Source organism: Ruegeria sp. AO1 (genome assembly GCF_056535985.1).
In genome coordinates this window covers 1,113,708-1,125,852 of sequence record NZ_JBQFJC010000001.1, presented here as the reverse complement: position 1 = coordinate 1,125,852, position 12,145 = coordinate 1,113,708, and the positions used below count along the sequence as shown (strand labels likewise).

13 protein-coding genes are annotated in these 12,145 nt (G+C 59.6%); 8 read left to right on the top strand and 5 right to left on the bottom strand.

What is annotated here, in order from left to right; all coding sequences use genetic code 11:
• The first annotated feature begins 119 nt into the window (after positions 1 to 119).
• The 8 genes from ACR3FB_RS05540 to ACR3FB_RS05505 are packed head-to-tail and all read left to right on the top strand — an operon-like array spanning position 120 to position 7,700.
• Positions 120 to 1,436 (top strand): SPOR domain-containing protein, encoded by a 1,317-nt coding sequence (locus ACR3FB_RS05540; RefSeq protein ID WP_480564856.1) that lies wholly within the window; start codon positions 120 to 122, stop codon positions 1,434 to 1,436.
• Between the two features lie 16 nt (positions 1,437 to 1,452).
• Positions 1,453 to 2,619: a D-alanyl-D-alanine carboxypeptidase family protein gene (locus tag ACR3FB_RS05535; RefSeq protein WP_480564853.1), complete on the top strand. Its 1,167-nt coding sequence runs from the start codon at positions 1,453 to 1,455 to the stop codon at positions 2,617 to 2,619.
• On the top strand, positions 2,616 to 3,242 hold the full coding sequence (tmk, locus tag ACR3FB_RS05530; protein WP_480564850.1) for a dTMP kinase: 627 nt from the start codon (positions 2,616 to 2,618) through the stop codon (positions 3,240 to 3,242). The genes ACR3FB_RS05535 and tmk overlap by 4 nt, the downstream gene beginning before the upstream one ends.
• 3 nt (positions 3,243 to 3,245) lie before the next feature.
• Positions 3,246 to 4,367, top strand: coding sequence for a DNA polymerase III subunit delta' (locus ACR3FB_RS05525; protein WP_480564847.1), 1,122 nt, complete (start codon positions 3,246 to 3,248; stop codon positions 4,365 to 4,367).
• Positions 4,364 to 5,170 (top strand): TatD family hydrolase, encoded by an 807-nt coding sequence (locus tag ACR3FB_RS05520; RefSeq protein ID WP_480564844.1) that lies wholly within the window; start codon positions 4,364 to 4,366, stop codon positions 5,168 to 5,170. The genes ACR3FB_RS05525 and ACR3FB_RS05520 overlap by 4 nt, the downstream gene beginning before the upstream one ends.
• The gene (locus tag ACR3FB_RS05515; RefSeq protein ID WP_480564841.1) at positions 5,167 to 5,964 is read left to right on the top strand and encodes an MBL fold metallo-hydrolase; all 798 of its coding nucleotides are present in this window, start codon (positions 5,167 to 5,169) and stop codon (positions 5,962 to 5,964) included. The genes ACR3FB_RS05520 and ACR3FB_RS05515 overlap by 4 nt, the downstream gene beginning before the upstream one ends.
• Before the next feature lie 45 nt (positions 5,965 to 6,009).
• Positions 6,010 to 6,942: an AEC family transporter gene (locus ACR3FB_RS05510; protein WP_480564839.1), complete on the top strand. Its 933-nt coding sequence runs from the start codon at positions 6,010 to 6,012 to the stop codon at positions 6,940 to 6,942.
• Between the two features lie 59 nt (positions 6,943 to 7,001).
• A complete protein-coding gene (locus ACR3FB_RS05505; protein ID WP_480564836.1) occupies positions 7,002 to 7,700 on the top strand; it encodes a CbiX/SirB N-terminal domain-containing protein in 699 nt (232 codons plus the stop codon).
• A gap of 2 nt (positions 7,701 to 7,702) precedes the next feature.
• On the opposite strand, the gene ACR3FB_RS05500 is transcribed toward ACR3FB_RS05505, so the two are convergent.
• The 5 genes from ACR3FB_RS05500 to ACR3FB_RS05480 form a co-directional block, all read right to left on the bottom strand.
• On the bottom strand, positions 7,703 to 8,695 hold the full coding sequence (locus ACR3FB_RS05500; protein WP_480564833.1) for a diguanylate cyclase domain-containing protein: 993 nt from the start codon (positions 8,693 to 8,695) through the stop codon (positions 7,703 to 7,705).
• Entirely contained in the window at positions 8,692 to 9,279 is a 588-nt protein-coding gene (locus ACR3FB_RS05495) for a heme NO-binding domain-containing protein (protein ID WP_480564830.1), read from the bottom strand. The genes ACR3FB_RS05500 and ACR3FB_RS05495 overlap by 4 nt, the downstream gene beginning before the upstream one ends.
• Positions 9,280 to 9,385: 106 nt before the next feature.
• Positions 9,386 to 10,945, bottom strand: coding sequence for a trimethylamine methyltransferase family protein (locus tag ACR3FB_RS05490; RefSeq protein WP_480564827.1), 1,560 nt, complete (start codon positions 10,943 to 10,945; stop codon positions 9,386 to 9,388).
• Positions 10,946 to 11,067: 122 nt separating this feature from the next.
• Complete coding sequence (locus tag ACR3FB_RS05485; protein WP_480564824.1) at positions 11,068 to 11,760, bottom strand: HAD family hydrolase; 693 nt, start codon at positions 11,758 to 11,760, stop codon at positions 11,068 to 11,070.
• Between the two features lie 17 nt (positions 11,761 to 11,777).
• Positions 11,778 to 12,062 carry a DUF3572 domain-containing protein gene (locus ACR3FB_RS05480; protein ID WP_480564821.1) on the bottom strand — a complete coding sequence of 95 codons (285 nt, stop codon included), beginning with the start codon at positions 12,060 to 12,062 and terminating at the stop codon, positions 11,778 to 11,780.
• Positions 12,063 to 12,145: the final 83 nt, after the last annotated feature.

The window sequence follows — 12,145 nt, the reverse complement described above, 5'->3', positions numbered from 1 at the left end:
CCATAGTACCACACCCACGTTATGATCCGCATGAAAGACCGCAGCAGACTGGCGCAAAGAACCGGCTGGCTGACGGTGGGGCTCGGGGAACGAGGCCCCTTCAGGCAAGGGATGACAAGATGAAGCGAGCGACTGAGATCCGCCCAGGGCCAAAACGGCTGGCGTGCTTGGCTGTAGCCTTGGTGGTGTTGTCGGGTTGCGAGGAAACGCTGGCAACCGCAGAAAAACCCGACGAAAATACCAGCAAGAACGAACTTTTCCCTCAATCCTCCGGCGACACACAGCGCGATGTCGAAGCACCGGACGTGTTCCAATTGACCGAGGCTGGATTGTGGGACGGCCGCCCCTCGCTGGGCGGGATCTGGGTGGCCCACCCGGATGTGACTCAGCCCGAACGGGTGATCATCAAGAATGCCTCAAACAACAAATCCGTGACCGGCGCTTTGTTCCGGCGTGAACGCAATCTGCCAGGCCCCGCGTTGCAGGTTTCATCTGCAGCGGCGGAGCAGCTAGGTATCCTAGCTGGCGCGCCAACCAAGATCAACGTGGTGGCCTTGCGGCGAGAAACCGTTGAGGCGCCGCCCGAGCCCGAGATCGCTGAGGCCGAGACCGCGCCCGAAGCAAGCACCGAGACCGCCGCCGCCAGTGACGTGGCCGAGGTCAATGCATCCGAGGCCACCTCTGAGACGGAAAAACCGGCTAAGCGCAAATGGTGGCAGAAAAAAGCCCCTGCCGCAGCGGCGACTGCAGGCGTTGTGGGCGCAGCCGCTGTTGCCGCGAACGCAGCCGAGGATGGGGCCGAGGCCGCCGTTGCTACTGACGTAGCCGAGGTTGACGCATCCGACGCCACTTCTGAGACGGAAAAACCGGCCAAGCGAAAATGGTGGCAGAAAAAAGACCCCGCCACAGCGGCGACCGCAGGCTCTGTGGGCGCAACCGCTGTTGCCTCGGACGCAGCCGTGGATGGGGCCGAGGCCGCCGTCGAGGCCACCGCAGAGACATCGGCGGCCAGCACGGCTCCGGCTTTGACAGATGCGCCGGTGGTTGCGCCTGAGGAAAAACCGGCCAAGCGAAAGTGGTGGCAGAAAAAAGATCCCAACGCGATCACCGAAACCACGCTTGACCCGATCGAAGGTGCCGCAGCAGCTATCGACGCCGCAGAGCCGACGCCTGTCGCCGCGACGGCCGCCACGACATCCTCGCTTTCGAAACCATTTGTTCAGGTCGGCACGTTTGGCGTTCAGTCCAATGCCGACAGCGCCGCGGCCAAGATCCGCAGAAATGGCATGTCGGCCGAGGTGCGAGAGTTGAAGACCGAAGACAACACCGTCTGGCGCGTGCTGGTCGGACCTGCCGCCACCCGCGCCGAGCGCAAGGCCATCCAGAACGACGTGAAAGATCTGGGCTTTGGCGACGCGTTCACCGTGGCCAACTGAGAACAGGAGGCACCTCATGCTATCCGCATTGCGAACATCCGTTTTCACCCTCGGGATGGCTGTTCTGGCCCTGCCCGCCTACGCGTTCGACACCTCGGCACGCGCGGCATATGTAATGGACCAAACCACAGGTACCGTGCTTCTTTCCAAAGACGCTGATCAGCCGCTTCCGCCCGCATCCATGTCCAAGCTCATGACGCTTTATGTCGCGTTCGAAGCCCTACGTGATGGGCGTTTGACGCTGCAGGAGACATTGCCTGTCTCGGAACATGCCATGAGCTATGGCGGCTCAACCATGTTCCTGAACACGCAGGACCGTGTGTCTGTCGAGGATCTGATACGGGGCATTATCGTACTGTCTGGCAATGACGCTTGCGTGGTGATCGCCGAGGCGCTCAGCCCCGATGGGACCGAGGCCGGATTTGCCCGCCATATGACCCAGCGCGCGCAGCAGATGGGGATGAACAACTCAAACTTTGCCAACTCCAACGGCTGGCCCGCTGCCGGGCATATGATGTCCGTGCATGATTTGGCCGTTCTCGCAGATAGGCTGATCACGGATTTCCCCGAATATTACCCTCTGTTCGCTGAAGAAGAATTCGAGTTTGACGGGCGCGCGCCTTCGAACAAGCGCAACCGCAACCCGCTGCTACGGCTGAACATTGGGGCCGACGGCCTGAAAACCGGCCACACGCAAGAGGCCGGCTACGGCCTTGTCGGATCGGCCAAACAAGGCGACCGCCGGGTGATCTTCGTTCTCACTGGCCTAGACAGTACCGCTCAGCGGGCAGAGGAGGCTGAGTCCGTGGTTAACTGGTCGTTTCGAAATTTTGTCGAGAGGACAGTTGCCACCGAAGAAGCGCCGATAGCCGAAGCCAAGCTGTGGATGGGTGAGAAAAAGACCGTGGGTCTGGTGCCCGACGGCGACCTGAATGTTTTGTTCCCGGTTCTGGGCACCCAGAATATCGAAGCCGAAGTTGTCTATGACGGCCCCATCAACGCACCTGTTGCCAAAGGTCAGCAACTGGCCGAGCTCGTTATAAAGCCAGAAGGTCTGCCCGAAATCCGCCGTCCTCTGTTCGCGGCCGAGGATGTCCTTCTGGGCGGCTTCATGGTGCGCATGATGACGGTCGGTGGCATTGTTCTGAAAGACGTTATTAATAACCCGCTGGAGTCGATGTGACGCAACGCGGGTTATTCCTGACCTTTGAAGGCATAGACGGATCAGGCAAATCAACTCAGGCCCGGATGCTGGCCGAGTCCCTTCGCAATGCGGGCCATCAGGTCGTTCTGACGCGTGAACCCGGCGGGTCGCCGGGGGCAGAAGAAATCCGCCGCCTCGTACTGGAAGGCGACCCTGACCGGTGGTCGGCGGAAACCGAACTATTGCTGTTCACCGCCGCCCGCCGCGATCATTTGGAACGGACAATCGAACCGGCCCTTGCCGCGGGCCAGGTCGTGATCTGCGATCGTTTTGCCGACAGCACAAGGATGTATCAGGGCCTGTCCCGGGGGAATCTGCGGGCGGTTGTCGACCAACTCCATGACTTGATGATCGGGCGCGAACCGGACATGACCCTGCTGATCGACATGGACCCGGACACTGGCCTGTCCCGCGCCAAAGGGCGACAGGGCACCGAGGAGCGGTTCGAAGATTTCGGCCCTGCCCTGCAAAAACAGATGCGCGCCGGATTTCTGGCGCTGGCCGATGAGTTTTGCGACCGGTTTCGCGTCATCGATGGCAATCGCGACATGGACACAGTCGCGCATGATGTGAGAGATATCGTCGAGGCAGCCTTGCGATAGACGATGAGCCACGACATCCCAACCCCAGATCAGGCGCCCGGAGCGCCGCATCCGTGTGAGACCGCACAACTGTTCGGGCAGGACACGGCCGAGCAAGCATTTCTGAACGCCTACAACTCGGACCGGTTACACCATGGTTGGCTTCTGACCGGCCCGCGCGGGGTCGGTAAGGCCACGCTGGCATGGCGGATCGCGCGGTTTCTGCTCGCCACCCCTCCGGCGGATGAAGGAGGGCTGTTTGGCGCGCCTCCTCCCCCGCAAACGCTAGAGATCGACCCGGACCATCCGGTGTCGCATCGCATATCTGCTGGCGCTGAACCGGGGCTGGCGGCGATCACCCGGTCGTTGAACGATCAGGGGCGTCTCCGGAATGAGATCGTGGTGGATGACATCCGCAAGCTGGGCAAGTTCTTCGGCCTATCCTCGGCAGATGGCGGGCGGCGTGTGGTCATTGTGGACGCGGCTGATGAGATGAATGTCAGTGCTGCGAATGCCCTTCTGAAAATGCTGGAGGAGCCACCGGAACGCACCACGTTGCTGCTGATTTCGCACCAACCCTCACGCCTGTTGCCAACGATCCGGTCACGTTGCCGCACCTTGCGTCTCTCACCGCTGGGTCCTGAGGATATGCAGGCCGCTTTGGCGCAGACCGGGGCAGAGGTTCCCAGCCAGACCGATCACCTTGCCGCTCTGGCCGCTGGGTCGGTGGGCGATGCGGTCCGTCTCATCAATCTGGGCGGGCTTGAGATCTACGCCGAGTTGATCTCCATTCTTGGCACCCTGCCCCGCATGGACCGTCAGCGCGCCCTTAAGCTGGCCGAAGCCGCCGCCCAGCGCGGCGCAGCTGAACGTTTCGAACTGTTGCTGACCCTGATCGACGTGGCGCTATCCCGTCTGGCGATGACCGGCGCGACAGGCATAGCCCCCTTACCGGAAGCCGCCCCCAACGAGGCGGAAACTCTGACCCGGCTTTCGGCCTCACCTCATCAGGCCCGCAACTGGGCCGAGGTGGCGGCAACGATCACCGCCCGAGCACGTCATGGTCAGGCGGTGAACCTTGACCCTGCCGCGTTGGTCCTAGATACGATGTTCAAGATACAAGAAACCTCCGGTCAGAGCAGATGAGCAACATCCCCCAGATCACCGATAGCCATTGCCATCTGGATTTCCCCGATTTCGAAGGGCAACTGGACCAGATCATCACCAATGCAGCGGAGGCCGGTGTGACCCGCATGGTCACTATCTGCACCCGCCTGCGCAATGAACCCAGCGTGCGCGCCATCGCCGAGGCTCATGCACCGATCTTCTATGCCGCCGGCACCCACCCGATGAGCGCGGCGGACGAGCCGATGGCCATGGTCGATGAACTGGTCGCATTGGCGCAGCACCCCAAATTCGTGGGCATCGGCGAGACCGGGTTGGACTATCACTACACCGCCGACAGCGCCGAGGTGCAAAAGCAATCCCTACGCATTCATATTGAGGCGGCCCAACGCACCGGCCTGCCTCTGATCATCCACGCCCGCGCAGCCGATGACGATATGGCGCGCATTCTCACTGAGGAATACCGCAACGCGCCCTATTCCTGCGTGATGCACTGTTTCTCATCATCGGCCGAGCTGGCAAAGGCTGCCTTGGACCTTGGGTTTTACCTGTCGATGTCCGGGATCGCTGCATTCCCCAAAAGTCAGGAGCTGCGCGATGTCTTCGCGACCGCTCCGGTAGATCGCATTCTGGTCGAAACCGACGCCCCCTATCTTGCGCCGCCCCCATACAGGGGCAAACGCAATGAACCCGCCTATACCGCTCACACTGCCCGCAAAGGGGCCGAGGTATTCTGCATGGACTACGCAGATTTCGCCGCCCAGACACAGGTAAACTTTGACCGCCTGTTCTCAAAAGCGGCACAGTATAAGGCCGCCGCATGACACAGCTGCGCTGCACCATTCTGGGCTGCGGGTCCTCGGGCGGCGTACCGCGCCTTGGTGGGCATTGGGGCGAATGCGACCCCGAAAACCCAAGAAATATCCGCCGTCGCTGCTCGATGTTGGTCGAAAGAGATGGGCCGGAGGGCACGACCTCGGTCTTGATCGACACCTCGCCGGATATGCGCAGCCAGCTTCTGGATACCGGAACCGGGCGACTCGATGGGGTGGTCTATACTCATTCTCACGCCGATCATGTGCACGGCCTTGATGATCTGAGAATGATCGTCTTCAACATGAAGACCCGTGTGCCGGTCTGGGCGGATGGCGACACCCAGAATGCCCTGCTCGGACGGTTCGGATATGCGTTCATCCAGCCCGAGGGCTCTCCGTACCCACCGATTCTGGAGCTGAAATCTATTGACGGCCCTTTCGAGATCGACGGTCCCGGAGGTCCGATCCCCCTGCGCCCGTTCCGCGTGAACCATGGGTCAATCGACTCGCTGGGGTTTCGGATGGGCAATCTCGCCTATCTGCCAGACGTCGCCGAAATCTATGACGATGCATGGACCGAGATGGAAGGGCTGGATTGTCTGGTCATCGACGCCCTGCGCCGCGCGCCGCATCCTACCCATGCGCATCTGGAAAAAACCCTGGGGTGGATTGAGAAACTGCAGCCCAAACGCGCCGTCCTGACCAATATGCATATCGACCTGGACTATGCGACGGTCGAGGCCGAAACCGCCGATCACATCACCCCCGCCTATGACGGGATGGTGATCGAGCAAGCGCTGTAAGGCCCTGCCGTTTGCGGCACACATATCGCCAGAACCGGGGGCGATATGCTTCAAAGCCTGATTGACGTTATCCTGCCGGTCTTTCTGGTGATTGGCGCAGGCTATGCTGCGACCCGTTCGGGCTATTTCAAAGAGGTGCATGTCGACGGGTTGATGCGCTTCACGCAGGGCTTTGCTATTCCCTGCCTTCTGTTTCTTGCCATCGCCCATCTGGATCTCAGTGCCAGTTTCGACCCTCGGCTTCTGGTCAGTTTCTATTCAGCAGCCGCACTTTGTTTTACTGCGGGACTGTTCGGGGCACGGCTGATCTTTGGCCGTGATTGGGAAGACTGCGTCGCCATCGGCTTTTGCTGCCTGTTTTCGAACTCGGTCCTTCTGGGCCTTCCCATTACCGAACGCGCTTATGGCCCAGAAAGCCTGACCGGCAACTACGCGATCATCGCCTTCCACTCGCCCTTCTGTTACGGCGTCGGGATCACGGTGATGGAGATCGTGCGCAATCGTGGCCATGGCGGCACAAAAATGGTGCGCTCGGTTCTGTCTGCGATGTTCAAGAATGCTCTGATCCTGGGCATCGCGCTGGGCTTTGTCGTCAATTTATCCGGGTTGGTCATTCCACAAGTGGTGGATGAGGCGCTGGAACTCGTAACCCGCGCCGCCCTGCCCGGCGCGTTGTTCGCGCTGGGCGGCGTGCTCGTGAAATACAAACCCGAAGGAGATCTTCGCGCGATCGCCTATGTTTGCGGGATTTCTCTGATGTTGCACCCAAGCCTCGTGTGGCTGTTCGGAACAACCACAGGGCTGCCGCAGGACTTGTTCCGCTCTGGAGTGTTGAACGCAGCGATGGCACCAGGTTTCAACGCCTATATTTTCGCCAACATGTACGGGCGCGCCAAACGAGTAGCGGCCTCGTCGGTCCTGATCGGAACCGCAAGCTCGATCCTAACCGTCTGGCTTTGGCTGACACTTTTGGGCTAACACCCGCCTTGACATAGAGAACCGGCGACACACTTACCGCTCAGGAACAGGAGCCCGGAATGCCGCACGCCATCATCGTTGCCCATGGTCAGCCCTCAGATCCGGAACCAGCTGAGGCATCGCTGGCCCAGTTCGCCGCTGAGGTGAATACCCTCGCGGCCGATGTGTCGGTCCATTCTGCAACGCTGGCAAATCCCGGCGTGCTCGAAGAAGTGATGGACAGCCTGCCCCACGACACCGTGATTTACCCCTTGTTCATGGCGAAAGGCTGGTTTGTGACCAGCGCCTTGCCCAAACGCATCGGGGATCGCAACTTGCGAATTCTGGACCCGTTGGGCACCGACCCAATGCTTCCCGATCTTGTCAGCGACGCGTTGAAATCGGCCCTGAGGGCAAAAGACTGGAACGCCGCTGCTTCCGATCTGATCATCGCCGCGCACGGCTCAGGCCGCAGTAGAAACCCATCGGCCGTCGTGAATGACTTTGCCGAGCAGTTGTCGCAGAGAATGACACTCCGATCGATCCGCGTCGGATTTGTCGAAGAACCTCCGTCGATTTCCGATGCTGCCAATGGAGTGTCAGAACAGTCGCTTTGCCTGCCGTTCTTCGCCTGTCGCGGAGGTCACGTGCTTGAAGATGTGCCAGAAGAGCTGGACAAAGCGCATTTCCGAGGCACGGTTCTGCCAGTGATCGGCGAATTGCCCCCGATACAGCGCAAAATCGTCGACACTCTGCAAGCGGCTTTTTCCACAGCCTGATCTCAGGACTGCGCCTTGAGCAGCGTGGAATAGAGCCGGTGACAGGATCGACCCTCTCGCTTGGCTTGGTACAGCGCGAGGTCCGAGGCCTGCAGAACATCTTCGGCCCTCGGATTTTCAAAATTCGTGGACAAGGCGGTGCCGATACTTGCGGAGATACGGCAATCCTTGTCCTGAAAGCTCATCGGTTGGTTCAGTCTTTCGATCAACCGGTCTGCAATCGCAGAAAGCCGGGCCGTGTTGGACAAGCCTTGGAAGATGATGACGAACTCATCCCCGCCGATTCGCGCCACCGTGTCGTCGTCTCGGGTCTCTTCGAGCATGATCCGCGCGGCCTGCTGCAAGACGAAATCGCCGGCAGCATGTCCCAGACGGTCATTCACGGATTTGAAGTAGTCCAAATCAATATGCATCACCGCAAATGGCGCGTTCGACGTGATCATCTGTCCTAGAAGGCTATCCATCGCGCGCCGGTTTTTCACTCCGGTCAGAGTATCGGTATAGGCCTGCTCCTCAGCCGCGAGCATTGCACCCTGCAGCCTGAGGTTCAGCGACCGAGACGCATCCATAGCGGCCGATTTCGCTTCAACTAGATAGAGCAGCTCGATCGCCAGATCAGTGCCGGAAAAATCAGCGCTGGTCAGGGCGTAGTCGCGTACCGCGTCGAGGATCGAGATACCGAAGGACAGGTTGATAACCGCCCCTTCCCCGCCCGGCAGCGGGGCGACCAGCCCCTTGAGGGCTGTGCGCGGCTCATCATGAAACCTGAGGTGCAGATTCGCCCCGGCCATGGCCATAAATGCCGGTATGGTTGTCACCGTGCGGGGGCGAACCATTTCGAAAACATCCAGGAAACTATGCCCCTCCATCACGCAGTCCGGGCGTAACTTCTGCAATGTCGGACCGACGCGCAGGATGCGACCCTCTTGGTCAACCAGAAGAAACATCGGACACAGGGTTTTCAGCAGTTCTGCCAGATCATCCATCCGCGTCATGCGCCCCGCGCCCCCAAATCGAATTGCCGCCCCTCAGCAAATGCGCTTTCGACAAGCAGGATCGAAATCACCTCGGCCTCGCCCTGCTGACCTTCATGCGACAACATCACCAAAGCGCCGTAATCATCTGCCATCGCACGCAAAACACCGACCATTGCGCTGGCATATCCGGGCAGTCCGGGCCCGCAGGTAAGCTGGAATTCAGTCTGCGAAAGCTCTTGTAATTCAAGGGCTGGAAGAGACAGGTCGGACACGGCCAGTCGGACCCGATCCGCCAGATCATCAAGGGAATGGAGGAATTCGACATAGGTCACACCGCCAAACCGCAATAGGCGACGCAGTGCTTCGGTATTGGGATGCGAGACCAGATAGGTTCCCACGTCTTCCAGAATCTCGGTTCGCGGCCGGGCGAGCCCCGTACTCAGCGCATCCAGCAGAGAGGCCGTGATCGCGTCATCGTAGGTCAACATGGCCTCAAACTCGGAAAACCCCAATCCGGCCGAATCTGTTACGCGCTGCCAGCACGGCCGCCCGTAGGTTGCGCATACAAACGACTGTATCGCCCGATTGATCAGACCATGCATCAGATGCCTCAGATTGGTTGTATCCGTACTGTGGCCTGACAATCCTTAACAAATAGCCAAGAACCGCTGCTGATCAGCGGAAAGACCTCTTAGTATCATAGCGATATCAAAAATCCGTCGGTGCCCCACCTTCGGCTTTGCGGCGGGTGACGAACTCCGCCAGCTCCTCGCGAATACCCTCATCCAGAGGGGGTGCTTCGAAACTTCCGATGATCTCTTTGAACATATGATGCGCGCGCTCAGCGGTCCAAATACCTCCTGCGATCTCCCAGCCTTCGTAGTTCTTCCAGTCGCTCAGAAACGGTTGATAGAAGGCGGTCGTGTAGCGGTCCTGAGTGTGCTGAATGCCAAAGAAATGCCCGTCATTCCCGACCGCACGGATAGCGTCCAGGGCGATTGCATCCGGGCCGGTCGCGGTGAGATCAGGATTCATATACCTCTGAATTTGCTGAAGGATTTCGCAATCCATGATGAACTTCTCAGGACTTGCGATCAACCCGCCCTCAAGCCATCCCGCCGCGTGATAGACCATGTTGGTCCCCGACTGCACCGACGCCCAGAGCGAGTTTGACGTCTCCCACACCGACTGCCCATCCGGCACATTCGCCGCACAGACGCCTGACGATCGCATCGGCAGACCATAGAAGCGCGCCATCTGGCCGGTCATCTGAGTGGCCCGCATATACTCTGGCGTCCCAAAAGCCGGTGCCCCGGATTTCATATCCACGTTCGAGGTAAAGGTTCCAATCACGCAAGGAATCCCCGGACGTACATATTGGAACAGAGCGATAGCACAGAGAGCCTCGGCCAGAGACTGCGCCACCGCGCCAGCGATGGTGACGGGGGCCATCGCTCCGGCCAAGGTAAATGGCGTGACCACAATCGCCTGACCACGCCGCGCCAGACGCAGGCAGCCGTCAATCATCGGGTGGTCGTGCTTCAGCGGCGAGGTCGAATTGATGTTGGTATACATCCGCGGCGTGGCCTCGAACTCTTCATGGCTCAACCCGCCCGCGATACGGACCATCTCCATCACGTCTTCGACCCGCTCTTTACCCAGCGAATAGGCGTGCATCGCTTTATCGGTCAGGGTCAGCTTGTCATAGAGCACATCAAGGTGGCGGATGCTGGCGTGAATATCGACCGGCTCAACCGGGTAGCCACCAGCAAAATGGATGCAGTTGAAATACTGTGTCAGCTTCAACAGGTTTCGGCACATCTCACGATTACCGGGAACTTTGGTTCCGATCTCCATATCCCAGTAGTTCGGAGGGGAGGAGACGTTGCCGAACAAGATGTTCCGCCCACCAATCTCGATCGTCCGGTCGGGATTGCGCGGCGTGATCGTGAAACGGCTCGGGGCTTTTGCCACCATCTCCATCACGAAATCGCGGCCCATCCGCACGTTGTCACCGTCTATCTTACAGCCCGCCTCACGCAGGATGCCGATGGCTTCTTCGTTGTAGAACTCGACCCCGATCTCTTCGAGAATTCGCATGGCACCGTCGTGGATTGCCTCGATCCCGCCCTGATCCAGAGGCTCGGTCGGTGCATCTATATTGACCGGTGGGTTCCACGGCATCTGATCAATGGCCGCACTTCCCCTGCGCTCGGCAGCGCCAGCGCGCCCTCCGCTACGACGTCTGCGCGATTTGGTTCCGGCCATGTTCGACTCCCTGCCAGTTGCCTGCTCTCAAGCAAGCCCGGGAAAGCGGGAACAGGCCGTTCCATCTGCGACAGATTTTGTCGTTTACAAGCTTTGAACCGCCGGAAACGGGTACTTCAAATCTAGTTATCCGCCAACCAAGCCGGGATATGACCAATATCGGGCAAGACCGCATCCGCCATCGGCGCAAGAACGTCGGCGTTGGCGAGACCGGTGAGGACTCCGATCGTGGTCATCCCAGCCGCCCGCCCGGCCTGCAGGTCGTGCAGGCTATCGCCGACCATGGCGATGCGATCCGGCTTTACGCCGATATGCGCGGCGAAGGCCAGCAATTGGCCGGGGCCGGGTTTGAACCCATGACCACTGTCATATCCGGCAATAAAGTCGAAATGGTCTTTGACGCCCACCGACTCCAGATGCTGAAGCGCCGGGTGCTCGCTGTCATTTGTGGCGACTCCAAGCTTGAGGCCGGCCTGTTTCAACGCATCCAGGAACGGCCCCAAAGGCACCGCCTGAGCTTGCGGCGCGGCTGCGGCCTCGGCATTCATCAACTCGATCAAGGCGTTACGCGACAAGCCATCGACATGCGGCAACAGGGCTTCTGCGATTTCCTCAACGGTTCCCGCAATCACGACGCTATCCGGAGAATAGGTTTCACTCTTGAGGTTGAAGCCGATGATCCGACCCAGTTCCGCTGCACGTTCCGAGTCATTCTCGGCCAGACGCAACAACATAGTCCGTCCGAACGTGCCCCAAGTGTTGGCGAAGTCAAACAGCGTGCCGTCCTTGTCGAACACGATCGCATCTATTGGCATGAAAAGCTCCTGCTGAGTCAGGTCCAGTGAACGTCGGAACCACGCGACAACACCGCTTGCGCCTGAGCGGGGTGGTCATACGGCACGGACGCCGCGTCACAAAATGCCATGATCCACGAATCGTCAAGCATCAGGAAATCCAGAACCGAGGCCAGAAAGTCGGGCTCAACCGCCCTGTCGCGCAGATCATTCGCCGCGGCACCGGTCGAGCCCAGAAAAATGGGCAAAAGCTCCTCATTCCCGACCAACCATCCGAGGGCATTCAGAGCAAGAGTTTGGGCGGAATCTTCGGAAATCGACATAAACTGGCCTCGTTCCCCTGTCTTGGAAAGGGTTTGTTAACCAGACTCATAAACACTTTGTTCACGCATGCAATCAATGGTGA